We start from the raw sequence: 21881 nt of genomic DNA, 5'->3' as shown, positions 1-21881 counted from the left end.
TAATGAACTGGAACATTATCTTAGCTATTTATGGATCTTGAAATTTTATTAGTTTTAAGTCAAGTTGAATATATCTTATAATTTGTGCTATTTAATGGATATTATATTGTTTTTAATGTAAAATTTGCTTATATCTATATTATGATTAATTGTGTGGAAGGTTTATGAGTTATGTTGCTAGTAATATTCAAGTGCTAAAGGGCCTTGAAGCTGTTAGGAAAAGGCCTGGTATGTATATTGGATCCGTTTCAATTAATGGATTGCATCACTTGGTTTATGAAGTGGTTGACAATAGCATTGACGAGGCTTTGGCAGGGTTTTGTGATAAAATAGAGGTTGTTATAAATTCAGATAATTCTATAACGGTCAATGATAATGGTAGAGGTATTCCTATAGATATTCATGAAGAGGAAGGAATTAGTGCGCTTGAACTTGTTTTAACTAAGCTACATTCTGGAGGAAAATTTAATAAAGGTACTTATAAGGTTTCTGGTGGACTTCATGGAGTTGGGATTTCGGTTGTTAATGCTTTATCATCTTTTTTGGCAGTTATTGTTAGTAGGGATGGAAAGCTTTTTAAACAGACTTATTCAAGGGGTATTCCAACATCTGAGGTTGATATTATTGGGGTAAGTTCTGCTAGGGGTACTAAAGTTACTTTTTTAGCTGATACTGAGATTTTTGAAACTTTAGAATATGATTTTGAAACTTTATCAAAGAGACTTAGGGAGCTTGCATTTTTAAATGATAAGATACGAATTTCAATTGAAGATAAGAGATCGGGAAAAGAGAAATTTTTGGAATTTTATTTTGAGGGTGGAATAAAAGCTTTTGTAGATTATATAACAAATAATAGCAAAAATATTCAAAATGAGCCTTATTTTATTGAAGGCTCTTGTGATGATGTTATTGTTAGTGTTGGGCTTAAGTGGACTGAAGGATATTCTGATCATATTTTATCATTTGTAAATAATATTAATACTAGAGAGGGCGGAACTCATGTTGCTGGTTTTAAGAGTGGGTTTTTAAAGGCAATGAGTGAAGCTTTTAGAGATTCAAAAATAAGCAAGAAAGATGTTCCAAGTCTTACATTAGATGATTTTAAAGAAGGTTTAACAGCGGTAATTTCTATTAAGATTCCAGAACCTCAATTTGAAGGTCAAACTAAAGGAAAATTGGGAAATTCTTATGTAAAAAAAATCGTTGAAACTATTGTGCATGATGGGCTTTTGAGAGTTGTTGATGATAATCTTTTAGAAGTAGATACTATTCTTAATAAGGCAATAAGAGCTGCTCGTGCTCGTGAAGCTGCAAGAAAAGCAAGGGAGTCTGAGAGGAAAAAAAGTGCATTTGAAAGCTTGGCATTGCCTGGCAAATTGGCAGATTGTGCGTCTAAAAACCCGGCTGAGAGGGAGATTTATATTGTAGAGGGTGATTCTGCAGGAGGAAGTGCTAAAATGGGAAGAGATAGGTTTTCTCAAGCCATCTTGCCATTGTGGGGCAAAATGCTTAATGTTGAAAAGACACGGGAAGATAAGGTTATTACAAATGACAAGCTTATTCCAATAATTGCATCTCTTGGTGCTGGTGTTGGGAAGACTTTTTATATTGAAAAACTTCGTTATCATAAGATTATTATTATGGCTGATGCTGATGTTGATGGATCTCATATTCGAACATTACTTCTTACTTTTTTCTTTCGTTACATGAGAGAGTTAATTGAGAATGGACATGTATACATAGCTATGCCACCTCTTTATAAAGTTAAATATGAAAATAGGGAGCATTATTTTTATGATGATTTGGAAAAGGAAGCTTTTTTAGGATCAATTGAGACTGGCAAGAGAGATAAAGTTAGTCTTCAAAGGTATAAGGGTCTTGGAGAAATGAATCCTACACAACTTTGGGAAACTACTATGAATCCTGCTACTAGGAAGATGAAATTAATAAAAATAAATGATGCTATACAGGCTGAGAAAATTTTTGTTACTCTTATGGGAGATGATGTTGAACCTAGAAGAGAATTTATTGAGCATAATGCGCTTGATGTAGTAAATCTGGATGTATGATTGGAGCATGAATGGTAACTGAAGAAAATAAAGAGAAAATATTAAACATAAAAATAGAGGATGAGGTTAAGACTTCATATCTAAATTATGCGATGTCTGTTATTGTTTCAAGAGCCCTTCCTGATGTGAGAGATGGTCTTAAACCCGTGCACAGAAGAATCCTTTATTCAATGCATGAAATGGGACTTAGGTCTGATAAGGCATTTAAGAAGGCTGGACGAATCGTTGGAGATGTTCTTGGTAAATATCATCCCCATGGTGATCAGTCGATTTATGAAGCACTTGTAAGGCTTGCACAGGATTTTTCTTTAAGATACCCTATAGTAATCGGACAGGGAAATTTTGGTTCTATTGATGGCGACCCTCCTGCTGCTATGAGATATACTGAAGCTCGAATGGCAAAAATAGCTGAAGAGCTTGTTAGAGATATAGATAAGCAAACAGTTGATTTTAGAGCCAATTATGATGATTCTTTGTTTGAGCCTGAAGTTTTACCAGCTGCTTTTCCATTTCTCTTAGTCAATGGTTCTAGTGGAATTGCTGTTGGAATGGCAACGAATATGGCCCCACATAATTTGAAGGAAATTTGTGATGCCATAATTTATATGTTAGATCATGATAGTGTTTCTGTTTATGATTTAATTGAGATAGTTAAAGGTCCAGATTTCCCTACTTGTGCTGAAATTATTTATAACGAAAGTTTAATTAAGGCTTATACGACTGGGAAGGGTAGTGTTGTTATTCGAGCTCGGTATCATATTGAAGAAAAGTTTGAAGATCATATTGCTATTATAATTACACAAATACCTTATGCTGTTAATAAATCTTCTTTGCTTATGAAAATTGCATTCTTAATAAAAGAAGAAAAGCTGGAAGGTGTATCTGATATAAGGGATGAGTCGGACCGTGAAGGTATTAGAATTGTCCTTGAAATTAAAAAAGGCTTTGACCCTCATGTTGTTATGAATTTGCTTTATGAATATACTGAACTGAGGAAAAATTTTAGCATAAATAACTTGGCTCTTGTTAATGGAATTCCAAAACAATTAAATTTAAAAGAACTTATATCTGCTTTTATTGAGCATAGAAAGGAGATTGTTAGAAGGCGGGTAGAGTTTGACTTAAAAAAGGCAAGAGAAAAGGCCCATGTTCTTGAAGGATTAAATATTGCCTTAAGAAATATTGATAGAGTGATAGAAATAATAAAATTTGCTAGGCTTGTAAAGGATGCTAAGGAATGTATTATTAAAGAATTTAATTTATCAGAAATTCAAGCTAATTCTATACTGGATATGAAGTTACAGAAATTGACATCTATTGAAATAGAGAAACTTGAAGAAGAGTTTAAAGTTTTCTTGGCTTTAATAAAAGATTATGAAGATATTTTGATCAGTCCAGAAAGGATTATTAATATTGTAAGGGAAGAGATTATTAATTTAAGTTTAAAATTTGGCGATGAGCGCCGAACAAAAATAATTTATGATGAGGAGGTTTTAAAAACTAGTATGTCAGATTTAATGCAGAGGGAAAATGTTATTGTTATTCTTACAAAGCAAGGTTTCATTAAAAGAATCTTACAAGATGAGTATAAACTTCAAGGTATAGGTGGTAAGGGCCTTGGTTCTTTTGACTTACAAGATAGAGATCAAGTTAATATTGCTTTATGTGTAAATACTCATGACTTTTTATTTATGATTTCAAATGAAGGGAAGCTTTATGTAATTAATGCTTATGGAATTAAGGATTCTTCTAGAACTTCAAAGGGACAAAATATTCGTGAGCTTATTAATTTGGGAGAAACAGAAGAAATATTGGCTATTAAAAATTGTAATGAGTTATCTGTGGATAATTACTTATTAATAACAACTGCAAACGGAAAAATAGCTCGTATTGAAACGGAAGGCTTTAAAACAGTTAAAGCAAGAGGCGTTATTGTTATTAAACTTGATGATAATGATTTTGTTACAAGTGCTGAAGTTGTTTCTAAGAATGAAAAAATTATTTGTATTTCTAAAAAAGGTAATGCTTTTGCATTTAATTCAGATAATATTAGACTTACACATAGAGGGACTCAAGGTGTGTCTGGTATGAAAGTAAGAGAGGGTGATGTGTTGATTAAGGCATTAGCAGTAAGACAAGGATCCCATCTTTTAGTTGTTTCTGAGAATGGATATGGAAAGAGATTAGAAATATCTAAAGTGACTGAGCTTAAAAGAGGAGCTACTGGTTATACTTGCTATAAGAAATCCGATGAGAAGGCAGGTGAAGTTGTTGATGCTATTACAATTGCACAGGATGATGAAATATTACTTGTAAGTAGGGGTGCAAAAGTTTTACGAACATTGGTTGATAAAATATCTGAACAGGGTAAAGATGCTAGAGGAATGCAGGTATTATCTCTTGATGAGGATAAGTTGATATCAGTTTCAAAATTTATTAAATAATAAATTAGTGTTAATTATATTGTTGGAATGTTCCACGTGGAACATTCTTTTTTTTTGGGGTTATTTCTTTAGTTAAAATTGACATAGAACAACTTTATAAAATCTTGTATTATTACAAGGAGGGTTTTGATAAAATGAACGAGACTTTTAAAATGGTAGATATCAATCTTTTAGATGTGGATAAATCGCAGCCTAGAAAGTCTATTAATCTTGCTGAGCTTGAAGAATTAAGTATCTCTATAAAAGAGAATGGAATATTGCAACCTATTGTTGTTTTTCATGATAATGGTAGATATCACATAGTAATAGGTGAGCGAAGATTTAGAGCCGCTAAACTAGCTGGTATGAATCAAATTCCTGTTATAGAGATAGATACTACTAGAGAAAATAAAGATTATATGTCTTTAATTGAAAATATTCAGAGAGAAAATTTAACCCCTGTTGAAGAAGCATATGCTTATAAAAATCTTATGGATAAGCATTCTTTGACTCAAAAAGCTTTATCTGAGAAGATCGGTAAAAATAGGTCTCACGTTGCTAATTTAGTTCGAATTTTAGAGCTTGAGCAAGAAATATTAAATTCCTTACATAAAAAGGAAATATCATTAGGTCATGCTAAAGTTTTATTGTCATTAAAGGATAATCAGGATAGATATGGACTTTATCTTTTAATTATTAAAAAGAAGTTGTCCGTTAGGGATGCAGAAAATTATGTTAAAAATTTTTATAAACCTATTAATGATAAATCAGAAATCTTAAGAGATCCTTTTTTAAATAGTGTTAAAGAATTTTTAATAAGTAGAATACAAACTAAAATAAGCATTAAGGGAAGTAAAGAAAAAGGAAAGATCGAGATAAGTTATTTCACATCTTCTGATTTAAAAAGAATTATTTCTATCTTTGAGAGTATTAAGTAATTTTTTTTATGTGATTTATTTTTTGTCGTATTTCTTTTAAAATAATCAAAAGTTCTGTCTTATTTTTTATCTTGTCTAAGTTAATGTTTTTAATATTTTCTAATTCTTGCAAGAGTAGTTCTATTAGTTTGATAGTCTCTTCTCTTTTAAGTTGTGTTTTATTAAAGTTTGTTTTAAGATTTTTTTTGTTGCAAGCATTTTTTTGATAACGCGATCTAAATTCTTTTAAAGATTTTATTTTTCCATTAAGGACTTCCATTTTTAAATGAATGGGACAGGATTTTTTAGAAATTTCATATGAGAGCGATAGCGGTAAGTTTTTTATTATGAGTTGCTTATCGGAATTTTCGACAAGCAACTCATATCTTGATATTAATGAGTAAACTTTATCCTTTTTAAATCCCATACTAGTAAACCATTTGTAAAAAAGACCGTCATGTTGGTTGCTTCCACGTAGTTTTTCTTGTGCTTCTTTTAATATTCTTCCAATTTCTGTGTATGCGTTGTTGAATATGTTAAGAATTTCATATTGCTTTATTTTTAAAAAATCAGCTATTTCTTTATCCAGTTTTTCATATTTAAAACTTTTGTTTTGGATAACAATTAATTCTTGTTTTGTCAAAGTATTGTCGTCTGTTTCATTTTTTTTTAACTTTTGACCCATTAAGGCCATTAGAGTGTCTAGATTATCTGACATTTTTATCCTTTAATTTTTGCCATTATTTCTTTTGTAAGCTCTAAAAAGTCCTTTGCTGCATTACTTTCTTTGTTGTACATGTGTACTGGTATGTTTTTTTCTTGAGATTTAGAAATACTTATATTTTTTCTTATTCTGGTATTTAGAAATTTGTCTTTGAATACTTTTTTTAGATAATCAATATATTTTTCTTTGCTTTTATTTCTGATATCATATTTATTTATAAATACACCAGCGATCTCTAGAGCTTTATTTATCCGCTTGACGACAGTTATTGTGTCTAATAATTGATTGATTCCTTCAAATGCAAAAAATTCTGTTTCTATTGGTATTAGAAGATATTTGCTTGCAACAAGTGCATTTATTGTAAGTATTGATAGGGTGGGAGGGCAATCAAGGATGATGAAATCATACCCATCTTGTTTATATTGCTCTAAAGCGTTTTTTAAAAAATTTTCCCTTGCAATTTCATGTATTAATTCTTTCTCAAGTAGTGCTAATTTGAGACTTGAAGGGATTATATCTAAGTTAAAATTTTTAATAGGTTTAATTTTTTGCTTTTTATAGATAAGTTCATAACTTGAATTTGTATCTTCTTTTTTTGAAATGTTAACACCACTACTGGTATTTCCTTGAGAGTCAATGTCTATTAGGAGAGCTTTTTTATTAAGTAATGTGATTGAATAGGCAATATTTATAGCACTAGTTGTTTTGCCAACGCCGCCCTTTTGGTTAATAATGGATATTATTTTCATAAAAGCCTTCCCTTGTTGTGCATATTGCTAATATTCTATTGTAGAACATAAATAAAAAAATGATAATAATATATGTAAATTATTTTTTAAGTGGCTAGCTAATATATGTACATAGACATTCAATTAGATCAAATGTCTGTATGCATATGGAATTTAATTTAATTAGATTAGGGAGTTTTCTTGTAAAAATGCCGTGATATTTTTTTTGTTTTTTGTATTAAATTTTATTGTAGTATTTATTTTATCTAGGAAATTAGCGTCTATAATTTTAATCCCCATCTTATTTTTTATTCGTATGAGTAAATTATATTGGTTGTAGTTTAAATTAAGGCATAATGTTTCCATTTCTTCTTTTTCTATTAGATTTGATTTATTAATTACTTCTTGTGCTGCTTTGGAATATGCTTTAGTTAACCCTTGTTTGCCAAGCAGAGTTCCTCCAAAATAACGTACTGTAATAATTAGGGTATCTGTTAAATTTTTGTTTAATATGGCCTCTAGCGTAGGTTTTCCAGCTGTTGAGCGTGGTTCTTTGTCATCGTTCATTCCATTGATAAATGAATTTGAATTGCCAATTCTAAATCCGTAGACAACATGAGTTGCATTTTTAAATTTTAATTTATATTCTTTTAATATTTTACTTATTTCTTCTTTTCCCTCTACATGGAAAATGTATGATAAGAAAATTGATTTTTTTACTTCAATTTTTGAATAAGTATTTTCTTTAGGAATTAGTGTCATTCAATTTAATAATATATCATTTTTTTATGTTGAAGTATTTTTAATTTATGTATATCATTAATAATGATTGTTTTTTTAAATTCTGAGTGCAAGTGTTTAAGAGGGGTTGGAAATGATATCAGGATTAAATCCTACATTAAGATTGTTTAAGGAACATAGAATACTTTACTCTAATATGGAAAGAGGTTTAAAACCCCTTTTAGAGGTTGATAATTTTATTAATAAATACATTCAAAATAAAGAAGGTTTGGAAATTTATGATAAGGTTGTAGGCAAAGCTGCTGCTGTTATCATTTACAATATTGGGCTTCAAAATGTTCAGGCAGGCGTTATTTCACAGCCAGCAAAGGACTTTTTGGAAAGTAGAGGGATAAGAGTGAGTTTTAAAAGATTGGTAGAGAAGATAAATGATAAAACTGAGAATTTGATTGAGAGTTTAGAAAATCCAGGTGAGGTTTATAAGTACATGATTAAGAGAGGGATTATTGTAAGTAATTATTAAATTTGGATTTATTTGTTTTTTGCTTTGGAATATACAGAAAGGATTAGTCCTATGTTATATGTTAATATTGCTAGGCTTCCCCAGCTTAAGTAGAAATTGTCTTTTTCATGATCAAAAAACCATATTCCGGAATAAATTCCCAAAAAGCCTCCAACTGCCGAGGTAAGCATCATTAGATTTGGATCGATTGTATGTTTAATAATTTGGCTTTTACCGTTTTGGGTAGTTTGTCTTTCAGAAAATTTACTGTCAATGAAAACCATAACAAGCCCAGTAAGTGTGATGCATAAAAAATAGATTGTAAATATTTTTTTAATGAGCTTAAACATAAAACTTTACCACCTTTTAGTTTTCAGTTGTTAAAATTAAATAACAATATAAATATAACATAAAAATAAATATTTTCTTATATGGATATATAAAAACTAAGTATTTTTATTATAAGTATAAAATTCTTCAAGGATAATTAATTTATGTGAAATTTTTTCTTGTGAATTAAATTCACGAGAATTGGATTGTTAAATAAATATTATTTTTATGCGATAGTAAGTTTAATGTAGTTTAGGTGAGCTGTATTAAACTTTTAAGGAGATTATGTGTTATACATTGTGGGAACACCCATAGGCAATTTAGGTGATATTACATATCGTGCAATTGATATTTTAAAGTCAGTTGATGTTATATTTGCTGAGGATACAAGAGTTACTAAGAGGCTTTTATTTCATTATGGTATCGTTAAGAAATTAATTTCTTGTAATGCGGTAATAGAGCCTAAAAGAATTGGTTTGTTGTTAGAATACTTATCTAGTGGGAAAAACGTAGCTTTTGTTAGTGATGCTGGCACGCCTTGTCTTAGTGATCCTGGTGGTTTACTTGTTGATGCGGCATTTAAAAATGGATATAAAGTTTGCCCTATTCCAGGCATTAGTTCTTTTAATGCGGTTATTAGTGTGAGTCCTTTTAAAGATAAAGTTATAGTCTTTGAAGGGTTTTTGCCAAACAAAGGAATTAAAAGGATAAAAAGAATTGAGGAACTTTATAATAGAGGCGATGCATTTATTCTTCTTGAATCCAGTCATAGGATTTTGAAGTTATTATCTGAAATTTCTTTAGTCAATTTAGATGCTAATGTCCTAGTTGGTCGTGAGATGACTAAATTATATGAGGAATATAAAATTGGTAAGCCTTTAGAATTGAAAAAATATTTTGAGGAGAATAACAAAAATAAAGGAGAATTTACGGTTTTAGTTAGCAGGAAAGCTAAAAGTTAAAATTGTTTTAAAAATTAAAGATATATTGATTGTTTGCAAATTATGTTAGTTGAAACAGCTTGTAAGAGAGGTTTTGCTTTTACAAAAAATTTTAAGCATAGATCTTTTAAAGACAAACAAAGGTTTGATTTGTATAATTAATGTATGCTGATGCTATGCGTTGTGCAAATTTAATGAGCTTGAAGAAGGTGTTTTGACCTTTAATGAATTTAGACTTGAGAATTTTAGCTTGAATTTTGGAATGATAATGAAAATTTTAAAGATTTTTTTGGCTATTAAAGGTACAAGTTGTATGGTAAGTGTGAAAGATAGTTTTATCACTTGTCCAAATGAAAAAAAGTTTACCTATTGAGGTTTTATGGCAAAAAAGAAAGATAAGGAAATTTATAAATGTTTAAATTGTGGATATAAATCTTTAAAATGGCTAGGGAAGTGTCCTGAGTGTTTTAGTTGGGAAAGTTTAGAGCATTATGTTGAACCTAAATCTGGTTATGGGACAAACTTAAGTAAGTCAAAAAGTGAGATTTTTTCTTTAAAAGATTTTAAGCAAGTTGATAATGTTAGGTATTTAACAGGCATTGAAGAGTTTGATAGAGTTCTTGGTGCTGGGATTGTAATTGGTAGTGCAATTTTGATATCAGGAGAGCCTGGCATTGGAAAATCAACTTTTTTACTTCAGATTTCTAGTATTCTCTCACTTGATGGCAAGAATGTGCTTTATCTTGCGGGTGAGGAATCAATTCCACAAATTAAGTTGAGAGCAAATAGGCTTAAAATTTCTTCTGATATATTGATAACTAATGAGGTAGATGTTGATGCTTTAATAGAAATGCTTGCAAATATTGAGCTTGACTTTATAGTTGTTGATTCTATTCAAACTTTGAATTCAAGAGAAGTGCAAGGTAGTCTTGGCGGGGTTGCTCAGTTAAAACATTGTGTTTACAAGCTTGTAGAGTGGGCAAAGGGAAAGAATATAACTTTATGTTTAGTGGGACATGTTACAAAGGATGGTATTTTAGCGGGACCAAAAATAATAGAGCATATGGTAGATTCTGTTTTTTATTTTGAAGAGGCAAAAAAATCTTTGCGTATGCTTAGAGCTACTAAGAATAGGTTTGGTACTGTTAATGAGATAGGTATTTTTGAAATGACGAGTTTGGGACTTGTTGAGATTAAAGATCCATCTTCTATCTTTTTGGAGAGGAAAGAAGAGATATCCTCAGGTATTGCTATTGGAATTATTAATGAGGGGAGTAGAGTCTTATTTGTTGAGATACAGGCTTTAATTACAAGGACAGGCATGAATATTTCTAGAATTTTTTCAGAGAAAATAGATTCTAAAAAAATATCAAGAATTTTAGCTGTTATTAGTAAGTATTTAAATCTTAATTTTAATAATGATGATATCTATGTTAATGTTTCTGGGGGGCTTAGGATTGATGATGTAGAGATTGAACTTGCCGTTTTAGTTGCATTATTTTCTGCTAAGACTAATGTTATTATCAGTCAAGAGTTAATCTTTACAGGTGAGATTTCTCTCTCAGGAGAAATTAAAGTATCCTCTAATATTGAGAGTAAGGTTATTGCAGCTTTGAAAGCTGGATTTAAAAGTGTCTTTGGTGCTAATTTAAGAGGCAATCATTATAATGGATATGAGGGTATAGGCAGTGTTTTAGGTGTTGTTAGGCGATTAGTGCAAGATAGCAGAATAAAAGATCATGAAAACAATCTGTTAAAAAATAGTAATATAAAAAAATAAATGTTTAAGTATTGACAAAGCTTAACGTATGTTATAAAGTAGTAAGAGTTGATATTGAGAATTGGAAGAGAAGAGAAGGGAAGAGTTAAGTAAGGTTTAATAAGCCAAATAAAATGAATAACCTGTTAATTTTAAAAGAAGAAAATAAAAATAACGAAGAGTTTGATCCTGGCTTAGAACTAACGCTGGCAGTGCGTCTTAAGCATGCAAGTCAGACGGAATGTAGCAATACATTCAGTGGCGAACGGGTGAGTAACGCGTGGATAATCTACCTATGAGATGGGGATAACTATTAGAAATAGTAGCTAATACCGAATAAGGTCAATTAAGATGTTAATTGATGAAAGGAAGCCTTTAAAGCTTCGCTTGTAGATGAGTCTGCGTCTTATTAGCTAGTTGGTGGGGTAAAGGCCTACCAAGGCTGTGATAAGTAACCGGCCTGAGAGGGTGAACGGTCACACTGGAACTGAGATACGGTCCAGACTCCTACGGGAGGCAGCAGCTAAGAATCTTCCGCAATGGGCGAAAGCCTGACGGAGCGACACTGCGTGAACGAAGAAGGTCGAAAGATTGTAAAGTTCTTTTATAAATGAGGAATAAGCTTTGTAGGAAATGACAAAGTGATGACGTTAATTTATGAATAAGCCCCGGCTAATTACGTGCCAGCAGCCGCGGTAATACGTAAGGGGCGAGCGTTGTTCGGGATTATTGGGCGTAAAGGGTGAGTAGGCGGATATGCAAGTCTATGCGTAAAATACCACAGCTCAACTGTGGGAATATGCTGGAAACTGCATGACTAGAGTCTGATAGGGGAAGTTAGAATTCCTGGTGTAAGGGTGGAATCTGTTGATATCAGGAAGAATACCAGAGGCGAAGGCGAACTTCTGGGTCAAGACTGACGCTGAGTCACGAAAGCGTAGGGAGCAAACAGGATTAGATACCCTGGTAGTCTACGCTGTAAACGATGCACACTTGGTGTTAATCGAAAGGTTAGTACCGAAGCTAACGTGTTAAGTGTGCCGCCTGGGGAGTATGCTCGCAAGAGTGAAACTCAAAGGAATTGACGGGGGCCCGCACAAGCGGTGGAGCATGTGGTTTAATTCGATGATACGCGAGGAACCTTACCAGGGCTTGACATATACAGGATGTAGTTAGAGATAACTATTCCCCGTTTGGGGTCTGTATACAGGTGCTGCATGGTTGTCGTCAGCTCGTGCTGTGAGGTGTTGGGTTAAGTCCCGCAACGAGCGCAACCCTTATTGTCTGTTACCAGCATGTAAAGATGGGGACTCAGACGAGACTGCCGGTGATAAGCCGGAGGAAGGTGAGGATGACGTCAAATCATCATGGCCCTTATGTCCTGGGCTACACACGTGCTACAATGGCCTGTACAAAGCGACGCGAAACAGTGATGTGAAGCAAAACGCATAAAGCAGGTCTCAGTCCAGATTGAAGTCTGAAACTCGACTTCATGAAGTTGGAATCGCTAGTAATCGTATATCAGAATGATACGGTGAATACGTTCTCGGGCCTTGTACACACCGCCCGTCACACCACCCGAGTTGAGGATACCCGAAGCTATTATTCTAACCCGCAAGGGAGGAAGGTATCTAAGGTATGTTTAGTGAGGGGGGTGAAGTCGTAACAAGGTAGCCGTACTGGAAAGTGTGGCTGGATCACCTCCTTTCTAAGAGAAAGAAATGATTTAATTATTTAAGGTAAAGCATTATTTTAACTCTTCCTTTGTCTTTTCAAAGATTTTTTTGGGGGTTTAGCTCAGTTGGTTTAGAGCATCGGCTTTGCAAGCCGGGGGTCAAGGGTTCGAGTCCCTTAACCTCCATTTGTTTATTGCAAAAATGAATGGAGGTTGTATCTTTTAAATATCAGCCTGTGATTTATCAATTAAAATTGTCTTTAATGATTAAAAATAATCTAATTAAAATTTAGATGTCCAAATAAAACATTTCTTTTTTAAAATTTTTGCTTAAGTTTAAGAATTTATTAGGTCAATAGATTGCATCTATAGGATAGATAATAAAAAATAACGATATGTTATTCATGTTATTTTTAAGTTATCTTATTTAGATTAATTTAAGTTTTTGTAGTTTGTAGGAAATAATATTACTTCATGTAAAGTTTAATATGGTTGATGTTTGTGTTTATCTTGAGTGAATCAATATAATATATGAATATAATACATGGTTTAATATTTAAGCTTGTGGTTTTAATTATTATATTACCCATTCTTTGTGGTTTAGTGATAAATTTTTATTGCAGATGTGAAGCTTGACTAAAACTTAAGAACAAACTTTCAAAAATACGTTTTGAACTATTTTACCTAGCTCATTAGATCTTTAAAAGGATTTGAGTGTAAAATTGGGACCAGGAGGAGTTGAACCTCCGACCTCAGGTTTATCAGACCTGCGCTCTAACCACCTGAGCTATGATCCCTAAAATATTCTTACCCTTTAAGATTCTATTTAACTTTATTGCGTTTGTCAATATACGCTTTATTTTTCCATGATAATTGTCTGTTATTTTTAATTGTTATTTAACACTTGTGCCAATTGCAATAAGTTTTGAAACAATAAGTTTTGAATTTGATTTTTGTTTTAGTTTAGAATTGTACTAATGAATAGAGAGTTTTTTATGCAGGATGCTATTGTTGTGGCTGAGTCTTTGCTTGGGCACTTGCTGATTAGAAAAATAGATGGCAAAGAAATTATTTCAAGAATTGTCGAGACGGAAGCTTATATGGGTGTAGTAGATAAAGCCTGCCATGCTTATGGGGGAAGAAGAACAAATCGTACCATTGCCATGTATAATATTGGGGGATATGTTTATGTTTATATGATTTATGGTATGTATTACATGTTAAACGTTGTGGCATCTAATGAACATAATCCCCATGCTGTTTTAATAAGAGCTATTGAGCCTATTTCTCCAAAAGTTGATGGATTGTTAACTAATGGGCCTGGTAAGCTTACTAAGTTTTTAAATATAGATTTAAAGTTTAATAATAGAGATCTTCTTAATAATTGTGAACTTTTCTTAAGAAAAGATTTATCTTTTGATTTTGAAGTGGCATGCTCAAAGAGAATAAATGTTGATTATGCAGGTGAGGAGTATGCGAATAAGCTTTGGCGATTTTACATAAGGGATAATAGATTTGTTTCTAAATATTAGTATTCCTTATTTATTTTCAAGAATAGGATCAATTATTTCTTTAATGAAATCTTCAACTTGGTATGAGGCAAAACCTATATTTTCATTTGGATTTAAGATTTCATCTATGTCTTTAGATGTTAATCTAAAACTTTTATCGTTAAGGATTAGTTTAATTAAGCCGTTCTCAGTTGCCCCTGAATAAAGATTTTCTCTTACTTGCATTGAATAAATTCTTATCTTTTCATGTAATATTTGTCTATCTCCACCGTTTTTTGTTGCTTTCATTAATATGTCTTCTGTTAATATAAATGGTATTTCTGTTTTAACATGGTTTTCAATTATTTTTTTGTTTACCCTGATATTGTTAAATATTTTATCTAGTAATATCAGGGTAGCATCAGTAGCTAAGAATGCCTGAGGAATGTTTAGTCTTTTGCAAGCTGAATCATCTAGAGTTCTCTCAAGCCATTGAGTTGCAGCTATAAATCCGCCACTTGATTGTAAGCTCATTGTAAACTTAGCAAGGGAAGCTACTCTTTCACTGTAAATAGGGTTTTTTTTGTAAGGCATTGCTGATGAACCTATTTGGTGCTCTGCAAAATGTTCTTCAAGTTCTTTAAGATGTTGCATGAACCTGATATCATTAGTAATCTTATGTGCACTTTGAGCTAAATTGCTTAAAAAATTTAATATTGATGAATCAAATTTGCGATCATAAGTTTGGCTAGTCATTTTATAAACTTTGTCAAACCCCATTTTTTTTGCAAGATTGATGTCTAAGGCTTTTGCCTTTTCAAAGTTAGATGCAAACAGTTCTTTAAAGCTATTTTGATTTCCAATAGTTCCCTTTACTCCTCTAAAGCACATGTTAGACATAATGAACTTAAGTTCTTGGAAGTCAAAAATTAAACTTTGAAGCCATAAGCTACTTCTTTTTCCAAGAGTTGTTAATTGTGCTTTTTGTAGATGTGTGTATGCAAGTGTTGCCAAATCTTTATGTTTTATTGAAAATTCTCTTAAAGTTTTGATAAGTTTTATCAGTTGACTTTCAAGAAGTAATAGAGCCTCTTTGATTTGGATTAAGTCTGTGTTATCCATTAAATATGCACTTGTAACACCAAGGTGTAGAATTTTTCTAGCATCATCACCAGCTAAGTCGGCATAAGCATAAAGATGTGCCATGACTTCATGTTTAAATTTTGCCTCATATTTTTCTACAAGTTCGAAATCAATATCTTTAATGTGTTTGGATAAATTATTGAGTTGATTATTGCTAATATCTATTCCCAATTCTTTTTGCACTAAAGCTAAGTTGTACCATAGCTTTCTCCATGTGGTGTACTTAAATTTCGGTGAAAAAATGTAAAGCATTTCTTTACTTGCATATCTTGATTTTAAAGGGTTTATATATTGATCCATTCTTTATCCCTAAAAATAGTTTTTTCTCTCTCTGCTCCAAGAGATAGAATTGAAATTTGAACCCCCACTTCTCTTTCTATAAATTCAATGTATTCTCTAGCTTCAATAGGCAAATCGTCATAATAGCTAATGTTTCTAATATCTTGTTTAAATCCCTTAAAGACTTTGTATATAGGTTTAGCTTTTTCAAGTATTTCACAAGAAGCAGGTATATAGTCGTATATTTTTCCTTGAAATTCATAAGCTGTGCAAATCTTAAGTTCTTCAATGTCATTTAGTATGTCTAGTTTAGTTAAGGCTAAATGGTTTAGTTCGTTAAGATTTATCGATTTTTTTATTGTTAAGAGATCAAGCCAACCAATTCTTCTAGGTCTTTTTGTTGTTGAGCCATATTCCTGCCCTTTTTCCCTAATCTTATCCCCAATAGGTTCTAGAATTTCAGTTACAAAAGGTCCTGAACCAACTCTTGATGAGAATGCTTTTATTACACCAATCTTTTGCTTGATTTTTGAGATGGGAATACCACATCCTGTTGCTGCTGTAATTAATGTATTGCTTGATGTTACAAATGGAAATGTTCCATGTTCAATATCAAGCATTGTACCTTGAGCACCTTCTATTAAGATAGTTTTTCCTGAATTTATGGCATGATTTAATATTTCTTCTGTATTAGTGATAGCAGATTGGAGTATTGCTATATATTCTTTGTATTTACTTAAAATATCATCGTAATTGAAAGGTTTATCGTTATATATTTTTTCTATAATTTCATTTTTTTCATCTAAATTTATTTTTAGTTTTCTTTCAAAAGTTTCCATATTAAGTAAATCAGTAGCTCTTATGCCTGTTCTGTTGATTTTGTCAGCATAACAAGGTCCAATTCCTTGTTTTGTAGTTCCGATTTTGCAAATACCCTTTTTTTGTTCACTAAGCTCGTCGAGTTTAATGTGATAAGGCATTATTATATGTGCTTTATCACTTATGAATATTTCTGTCTTTATATTATTGTGCTTTAGTGTTTCAAGTTCTTTAATTAAAATTAATGGATCAATTACTATGCCAGGGCCAAGTATGCATTTTGCTCCTTGCAAAACACCTGATGGTAGTAGATTAAAAATGAATTTTTTATTATTAACGACGATTGTATGCCCAGCGTTATTTCCTCCGTTGAATCTTACAACATAATCTGCCTTTGATGAGAGAAAATCTATAATTTTTCCCTTACCTTCATCACCCCATTGAGTTCCAATAACTGCATAAATTGACATTCATCTCTCCTATTTGTTTATTTTTGCTACATCCTTTAAAGTTCTGTGTTTTTCATTAAAATCAATACCATATCCGACTATGAAATCATTTTCAATTTCAAAGCCTGCATAGTCTATTTTTAATTCTATCAGTCTTCTGGATGGTTTATTAAAAAGAGTACAAATCTTAATTTCTTTAGGATTCTTGGTTTTTAAGTAAGTGATTATTTTATCATATGTAAGTCCAGTATCTATGATGTCATCAAAGATTATTACGTAACTATCTTTTATATCAATATCAATATCTTTCTTGATTAGTACGTTTAGTGAGGAATGAGTTTTATTTTTATAACTTGATGCTTGCAGAAAATCGATTTTTACGTTTAATCCAATCTCTCTTGTAATATCTGCAAAAAACATAAAAGAGCCTTTAAGAAGTGATATAAAAACCACATTATTTTTATCTTTATAATAGTTTCTAATCTTTTGGGCTAGTTCTTTAATCTTGCTTTTTATTTTTTCTTCTGTGAATAAAGTTGAAATTTCATTATCCATTCATCGCTACATTTAACTCTTTATTTCCACCCTTTAATATCATTATTATATTTTTTTTATTGATTTAATTCAAGTCAGGATTACAAGTCATAAATTTAATGTGATATCATTTATTTAAAAAGAGGGTGTTATAATGAATGCCAATTATAAAAAATATAAGATGTTGGTTTTTGATCTTGATGGAACTTTGCTTAATCATAATCATGAAATTACGCCATTAACTCTTAAAGTTCTTTTAAAATTAAAGAATGATTTTCATATAATTATTGCTACTGGTAGGAGATTTGCTGAGATTACGGATATTCTAGTGCAGCTTAAAGAGGTGCAAATTGATGAGAGTTATATTGTAACGGCTAATGGAGCTGAGGTATTTTTTAAAAATAATCTGATTTTAAGATATAAGATTGATTATGATGTAGTAAAAGAAATTCTTAAGGTCAAGAGAGGAGATATTGATATTAATCTTTATACTTTTAATAATTGGTATTCTGATAGAGAGATTAGAAGTCCAATTATGAATTATTTTATTGAAAATTTAGGAATCAAACCTATTATTACTGATTTATCTGAGCTTGATATAGATTCTTGTTCTAAAATAGTTTATTATGCTCGAGATCTCTTTAAGCTTGAAGAGTTTGCAAATAAAATCAGAGAAAAAAATTTTAAAGACATAAGTGTATTTTATTCTGCTAATGATCTTTTGGAAATTACACATATTGATGCTAGTAAATATAATGCTATTAAAAGTATTGCTTTATTTGAATGTATTGCTATTGATGCTATTTTGGCATTTGGAGATAATGGCAATGATTATGAGATGTTAAAGAATGTTGGGAAGGGCATTGTTATGAAAAATGCAAATGAGTTTGTTAGGAATAATTTACCAAACAACGAGGTTACAAAATTCAATAATAATGAAAATGGGGTTGCAAAGTTTTTAATTGAGTTTTTCAATCTTGATATTGATGTTAAGTAATCTTTGCCGTATGTTTTATCTAAATCATTTAGGTTATAAATATTTGATTTACTGTATTTAAGATAAATATTTGACTTATACTTTCATAAATTATGTGTTTTTATGTTATTTTGTATAATAAATTGTAGAAGAATTTTTGTGGCATCAATTAGTTTTTGTGTATTTTAATATTTAAAAAAATTATTTTAATAAAAATTATGATAATGGTATTGACATAGCAAAATTAAAAGTATATATTATTTTATGTTGTATAAACGATTGGCAAATTAGAGATGGAAGATAAAAATATGGTCAAAGTAATAAAGAGTCTATGGTGAATGCCTAGGAGCTTTAAGGCGAAGAAGGTCGTGGTAAGCTGCGAAAAGCTTGGGGGAGAAGCAAACATTTTATGATCCCAAGATTACCGAATGGAGTAATCCAATTAGCTAAATGCTAATTATTTACTACTTATGTAGTAAAGGCTATACCAGGGGAAGTGAACCATCTAAGTACCCTGAGGAAAAGAAATCAAAGAGATTCCCTAAGTAGTGGCGAGCGAAAGGGGAGTAGCCTAAACTTTAAATGTGTCAAGCTGCAGAGCGTTGCATTTAGAGGGTTGTAGGACGCTTGAAGCTTAGTCTGTAATAAGCTGAGAAGTTACAAAATATTTATATAGAAGAATAACTTGGAAAAGTTAGCCAGAGAAGGTGATAGCCCTGTAATTTAAATGTAAATATCTTCTTAAAGATGTTCCTAAGTAGGACGGGACACGAGAAACCCTGTCTGAAGCTGGGGAGACCACTCTCCAAGGCTAAATACTATAAAGCTACCGATAGTGAAGAGTACCGTGAGGGAAAGGTGAAAAGAACCCCGGGAGGGGAGTGAAATAGAACTGAAACCGTAGACTTACAAGCAGTCAAAGCCATGATTTATTCATGGTGATGGCGTGCCTTTTGCATAATGAACCTGCGAGTTATCATGTCTAGCAAGGTTAAGGCATAGTAGTGCTGGAGCCTGAGCGAAAGCGAGTCTTAAACGGGCGATTTAGTTAGATGTGGTAGACCAGAAACCGAGTGATCTATTTATGGCCAGGCTGAAGCTTGGGTAAAACCAAGTGGAGGGCCGAACCCTAGTCTGTTTAAAAAGGCAGGGATGAGCTGTGAATAGGAGTGAAAGGCTAAACAAACTCGGAGATAGCTGGTTCTCCTCGAAATGGATTTAAGTTCAGCCTTATTTTAGTGCAATAGAGGTAGAGCACTAATTGAGCTAGGGCCTGTCAAAGGGTACCAAACTCAGTTAAACTCCGAATGCTATTGCATGATGAATAGGAGTGAGACTATGGGCGATAATGTCCATGGTCGAGAGGGAAACAACCCAGACCAACAGCTAAGGTCTCAAAAATGTGTTAAGTGGAAAAGGAGGTTTAGGTACGTAAACAGCCAGGAGGTTGGCTTAGAAGCAGCCATACCTTTAAAGAGTGCGTAATAGCTCACTGGTCGAGTACTTAAGCGCCGACAATGTAACGGGGCTAAACACATTACCGAAGCTTTGGATTCTAATTTCGGTTAGAATGGTAGAGGAGCGTTCTGTAAGCCTGAGAAGTTAAACTGAGAAGTTTGATGGAGGTATCAGAAGTGAGAATGCAGGTATGAGTAACGAAAAAATGGGTGAGATCCCCATTCGCCGAAAACCTAAGGTTTCCTGGGTGAAGGTCGTCTTCCCAGGGTTAGTCGGCCCCTAAGGCAAAGCTGAAAAGCGAAGTCGATGGGAAACGGGTTAATATTCCCGTACCTCTTATAGTTTCGATTGGAGTGACGCATGAGGTGAACTACTGCTAGGCGATGGTAGTCCTAGTTTAAGCATTAAGGTGTTGATTTTAGTAGGAAAATCCGCTAAAAGAGCTGAGATGTGATGATGAGTGTTGTTTAGGCAACATGAAATGTAGGTAATCAAGGTGCCAAGAAATAACTTCTAAGGTTAGGCTATAAGGGACCGTACCGCAAACCGACACAGGTAGGTAGGATGAAAATTCTAAGGCGCGCGAGAGAATCCACGTTAAGGAACTCTGCAAAATACATACGTAACTTCGGGATAAGTATGACCTAAGAGATTAGGTAGCATAAAAATGGTCCAAACGACTGTTTACCAAAAACACAGGTCTCTGCAAATCTGCAAAGAGAAGTATAGGGACTGACACCTGCCCGGTGCTGGAAGGTTAAGAGGAGATGTTAGTGTAAAAGCGAGGCATTAAATTCAAGCCCCAGTAAACGGCGGCCGTAACTATAACGGTCCTAAGGTAGCGAAATTCCTTGTCGGGTAAGTTCCGACCCGCACGAATGGTGTAACGATTTGGACGCTGTCTCAACGTGGAGCTCGGTGAAATTGAAGTATCGGTGAAGATGCCGATTACTTGTGGTTAGACGGAAAGACCCCGTGAACCTTTACTATAGCTTGGTATTGAAATTTGGTTAAATATGTGTAGGATAGGTGGGAGACTTTGAAGCTATCTCGTTAGGGATAGTGGAGTCGTACTTGAAATACCACCCTTGTTTAATTAAGTTTCTAACTCATAGTGATATGAGGAGAGTGCCAGGTGGGTAGTTTGACTGGGGCGGTCGCCTCCCAAAGAGTAACGGAGGTGCGCAAAGGTTACCTTAGAGTGGTTGGAAATCACTCTGTAAGTGTAAAGGCATAAGGTAGCTTAACTGTGAGACTGACAAGTCGAGCAGATACGAAAGTAGGTCTTAGTGATCTGGCGGTAGCGAGTGGAAGCGCCGTCACTTAACGAATAAAAGGTACTCCGGGGATAACAGGCTTATCCTTCCCAAGAGTTCACATCGACGGAAGGGTTTGGCACCTCGATGTCGGCTCATCGCATCCTAGGGCTGGAGCAGGTCCTAAGGGTATGGCTGTTCGCCATTTAAAGCGGTACGCGAGCTGGGTTCAGAACGTCGTGAGACAGTTTGGTCCCTATCTGCCACAAGCGTTAGATATTTGAGAGGATCTATCTCTAGTACGAGAGGACCGAGATGGACGAACCTCTAGTGTACCAGTTATCCTGCCAAGGGTAAGTGCTGGGTAGCTACGTTCGGAAGGGATAACCGCTGAAAGCATCTAAGTGGGAAGCCTTCCTCAAGATTAGATATCTTATTAGGGTTCTGGGAGAATACCAGGTTGATAGGTTAGAAGTGTAAGTATAGTAATATATTAAGCTGACTAATACTAATTACCCGAGGCTTTGACCATATTTTTGTCTTCCTTATAAATACCCTGGTGATTAAAGAAAAGAGGAAACACCTGTTATCATTCCGAACACAGAAGTTAAGCTCTTATTCGCTGATGGTACTGCGAGTTCGCGGGAGAGTAGGTTATTGCCAGGGTT

General features: G+C 33.0%; 16 protein-coding genes, 2 tRNA genes and 3 rRNA genes. 13 read left to right on the top strand and 8 right to left on the bottom strand.

Features of this window, described 5'->3' with window-relative positions; genetic code table 11:
* Nucleotides 1–164: 164 nt before the first annotated feature.
* The 3 genes from gyrB (at nt 165) to bhYOR_RS02150 (ending at nt 5430) form a co-directional block, all read left to right on the top strand.
* Entirely contained in the window at nt 165–2069 is a 1905-nt protein-coding gene (gene gyrB / locus bhYOR_RS02160) for a DNA topoisomerase (ATP-hydrolyzing) subunit B (protein WP_025399761.1), read from the top strand.
* A gap of 11 nt (nt 2070–2080) precedes the next feature.
* Nucleotides 2081–4513 carry a DNA topoisomerase (ATP-hydrolyzing) subunit A gene (gene gyrA / locus bhYOR_RS02155; protein ID WP_025399760.1) on the top strand — a complete coding sequence of 811 codons (2433 nt, stop codon included), beginning with the start codon at nt 2081–2083 and terminating at the stop codon, nt 4511–4513.
* Nucleotides 4514–4647: 134 nt separating this feature from the next.
* Nucleotides 4648–5430 carry a ParB/RepB/Spo0J family partition protein gene (locus bhYOR_RS02150; RefSeq protein WP_025399759.1) on the top strand — a complete coding sequence of 261 codons (783 nt, stop codon included), beginning with the start codon at nt 4648–4650 and terminating at the stop codon, nt 5428–5430.
* Here the strand turns inward: bhYOR_RS02150 and bhYOR_RS02145 are convergent.
* From bhYOR_RS02145 to bhYOR_RS02135, 3 genes are all read right to left on the bottom strand, one after another.
* Nucleotides 5423–6127 (bottom strand): hypothetical protein, encoded by a 705-nt coding sequence (locus bhYOR_RS02145; RefSeq protein WP_025399758.1) that lies wholly within the window; start codon nt 6125–6127, stop codon nt 5423–5425. The genes bhYOR_RS02150 and bhYOR_RS02145 overlap by 8 nt on opposite strands.
* A gap of 2 nt (nt 6128–6129) precedes the next feature.
* Nucleotides 6130–6882, bottom strand: coding sequence for a ParA family protein (locus bhYOR_RS02140; protein WP_025399757.1), 753 nt, complete (start codon nt 6880–6882; stop codon nt 6130–6132).
* Between the two features lie 162 nt (nt 6883–7044).
* A complete protein-coding gene (locus bhYOR_RS02135) occupies nt 7045–7623 on the bottom strand; it encodes a YigZ family protein (RefSeq protein ID WP_247088171.1) in 579 nt (192 codons plus the stop codon).
* Between the two features lie 112 nt (nt 7624–7735).
* On the opposite strand from bhYOR_RS02135, the gene bhYOR_RS02130 reads away from it, so the two are divergent.
* On the top strand, nt 7736–8125 hold the full coding sequence (locus tag bhYOR_RS02130; protein WP_012422194.1) for a DUF1893 domain-containing protein: 390 nt from the start codon (nt 7736–7738) through the stop codon (nt 8123–8125).
* Nucleotides 8126–8133: 8 nt separating this feature from the next.
* On the opposite strand, the gene bhYOR_RS02125 is transcribed toward bhYOR_RS02130, so the two are convergent.
* Nucleotides 8134–8454 (bottom strand): hypothetical protein, encoded by a 321-nt coding sequence (locus tag bhYOR_RS02125; RefSeq protein ID WP_025399755.1) that lies wholly within the window; start codon nt 8452–8454, stop codon nt 8134–8136.
* Nucleotides 8455–8721: 267 nt separating this feature from the next.
* On the opposite strand from bhYOR_RS02125, the gene rsmI reads away from it, so the two are divergent.
* From rsmI to bhYOR_RS02100, 5 genes are all read left to right on the top strand, one after another.
* Complete coding sequence (rsmI, locus tag bhYOR_RS02120) at nt 8722–9396, top strand: 16S rRNA (cytidine(1402)-2'-O)-methyltransferase (protein WP_025399754.1); 675 nt, start codon at nt 8722–8724, stop codon at nt 9394–9396.
* Between the two features lie 160 nt (nt 9397–9556).
* On the top strand, nt 9557–9748 hold the full coding sequence (locus bhYOR_RS02115; protein ID WP_025399753.1) for a hypothetical protein: 192 nt from the start codon (nt 9557–9559) through the stop codon (nt 9746–9748).
* Between the two features lie 6 nt (nt 9749–9754).
* Nucleotides 9755–11155: a DNA repair protein RadA gene (gene radA, locus bhYOR_RS02110; RefSeq protein ID WP_025399752.1), complete on the top strand. Its 1401-nt coding sequence runs from the start codon at nt 9755–9757 to the stop codon at nt 11153–11155.
* A 150-nt stretch (nt 11156–11305) separates the two neighbouring features.
* A 16S ribosomal RNA gene (locus bhYOR_RS02105) occupies nt 11306–12842 on the top strand.
* A 78-nt stretch (nt 12843–12920) separates the two neighbouring features.
* A tRNA-Ala gene (locus tag bhYOR_RS02100) sits at nt 12921–12995 on the top strand.
* A gap of 537 nt (nt 12996–13532) precedes the next feature.
* On the opposite strand, the gene bhYOR_RS02095 is transcribed toward bhYOR_RS02100, so the two are convergent.
* Nucleotides 13533–13606: transfer RNA gene (locus bhYOR_RS02095), tRNA-Ile, on the bottom strand.
* Between the two features lie 180 nt (nt 13607–13786).
* On the opposite strand from bhYOR_RS02095, the gene bhYOR_RS02090 reads away from it, so the two are divergent.
* Nucleotides 13787–14341: a DNA-3-methyladenine glycosylase gene (locus bhYOR_RS02090; protein ID WP_025399751.1), complete on the top strand. Its 555-nt coding sequence runs from the start codon at nt 13787–13789 to the stop codon at nt 14339–14341.
* A 6-nt stretch (nt 14342–14347) separates the two neighbouring features.
* Here the strand turns inward: bhYOR_RS02090 and bhYOR_RS02085 are convergent, their stop codons facing one another.
* The 3 genes from bhYOR_RS02085 to hpt are packed head-to-tail and all read right to left on the bottom strand — an operon-like array spanning nt 14348 to nt 17544.
* Nucleotides 14348–15742: an adenylosuccinate lyase gene (locus bhYOR_RS02085; protein WP_025434042.1), complete on the bottom strand. Its 1395-nt coding sequence runs from the start codon at nt 15740–15742 to the stop codon at nt 14348–14350.
* Entirely contained in the window at nt 15727–17010 is a 1284-nt protein-coding gene (locus bhYOR_RS02080) for an adenylosuccinate synthase (RefSeq protein WP_025399749.1), read from the bottom strand. Before bhYOR_RS02080 ends, bhYOR_RS02085 begins: the two co-directional genes overlap by 16 nt.
* Before the next feature lie 9 nt (nt 17011–17019).
* Nucleotides 17020–17544: a hypoxanthine phosphoribosyltransferase gene (hpt, locus tag bhYOR_RS02075; protein WP_025399748.1), complete on the bottom strand. Its 525-nt coding sequence runs from the start codon at nt 17542–17544 to the stop codon at nt 17020–17022.
* Nucleotides 17545–17677: 133 nt separating this feature from the next.
* Between hpt and bhYOR_RS02070 the strand changes: the two genes are divergently transcribed.
* The 3 genes from bhYOR_RS02070 (at nt 17678) to rrf (ending at nt 21879) form a co-directional block, all read left to right on the top strand.
* A complete protein-coding gene (locus bhYOR_RS02070) occupies nt 17678–18520 on the top strand; it encodes a Cof-type HAD-IIB family hydrolase (RefSeq protein ID WP_025434041.1) in 843 nt (280 codons plus the stop codon).
* Nucleotides 18521–18809: 289 nt separating this feature from the next.
* Nucleotides 18810–21745, top strand: a 23S ribosomal RNA gene (locus bhYOR_RS02065).
* Nucleotides 21746–21768: 23 nt separating this feature from the next.
* Nucleotides 21769–21879, top strand: a 5S ribosomal RNA gene (gene rrf, locus bhYOR_RS02060).
* The last annotated feature ends 2 nt before the right edge of the window (nt 21880–21881 follow it).

The organism is Borrelia nietonii YOR, assembly GCF_023035795.1.
GTDB classification, from domain to species: Bacteria; Spirochaetota; Spirochaetia; order Borreliales; family Borreliaceae; genus Borrelia; species Borrelia hermsii.
This window is presented reverse-complemented; position numbering and strand designations above follow the sequence as displayed.

Bases quoted from the DNA above. Each gene is read 5' to 3' on its own strand.
- gyrB (WP_025399761.1), top strand. From the start codon at position 165: ATGAGTTATGTTGCTAGTAATATTCAAGTGCTAAAGGGCCTTGAAGCT.
- gyrA (WP_025399760.1), top strand. From the start codon at position 2,081: ATGGTAACTGAAGAAAATAAAGAGAAAATATTAAACATAAAAATAGAG.
- bhYOR_RS02150 (WP_025399759.1), top strand. From the start codon at position 4,648: ATGAACGAGACTTTTAAAATGGTAGATATCAATCTTTTAGATGTGGAT.
- bhYOR_RS02145 (WP_025399758.1), bottom strand. From the start codon at position 6,127: ATGTCAGATAATCTAGACACTCTAATGGCCTTAATGGGTCAAAAGTTA.
- bhYOR_RS02140 (WP_025399757.1), bottom strand. From the start codon at position 6,882: ATGAAAATAATATCCATTATTAACCAAAAGGGCGGCGTTGGCAAAACA.
- bhYOR_RS02135 (WP_247088171.1), bottom strand. From the start codon at position 7,623: ATGACACTAATTCCTAAAGAAAATACTTATTCAAAAATTGAAGTAAAA.
- bhYOR_RS02130 (WP_012422194.1), top strand. From the start codon at position 7,736: ATGATATCAGGATTAAATCCTACATTAAGATTGTTTAAGGAACATAGA.
- bhYOR_RS02125 (WP_025399755.1), bottom strand. From the start codon at position 8,454: ATGTTTAAGCTCATTAAAAAAATATTTACAATCTATTTTTTATGCATC.
- radA (WP_025399752.1), top strand. From the start codon at position 9,755: ATGGCAAAAAAGAAAGATAAGGAAATTTATAAATGTTTAAATTGTGGA.
- bhYOR_RS02090 (WP_025399751.1), top strand. From the start codon at position 13,787: ATGAATAGAGAGTTTTTTATGCAGGATGCTATTGTTGTGGCTGAGTCT.
- bhYOR_RS02085 (WP_025434042.1), bottom strand. From the start codon at position 15,742: ATGGATCAATATATAAACCCTTTAAAATCAAGATATGCAAGTAAAGAA.
- bhYOR_RS02080 (WP_025399749.1), bottom strand. From the start codon at position 17,010: ATGTCAATTTATGCAGTTATTGGAACTCAATGGGGTGATGAAGGTAAG.
- hpt (WP_025399748.1), bottom strand. From the start codon at position 17,544: ATGGATAATGAAATTTCAACTTTATTCACAGAAGAAAAAATAAAAAGC.
- bhYOR_RS02070 (WP_025434041.1), top strand. From the start codon at position 17,678: ATGAATGCCAATTATAAAAAATATAAGATGTTGGTTTTTGATCTTGAT.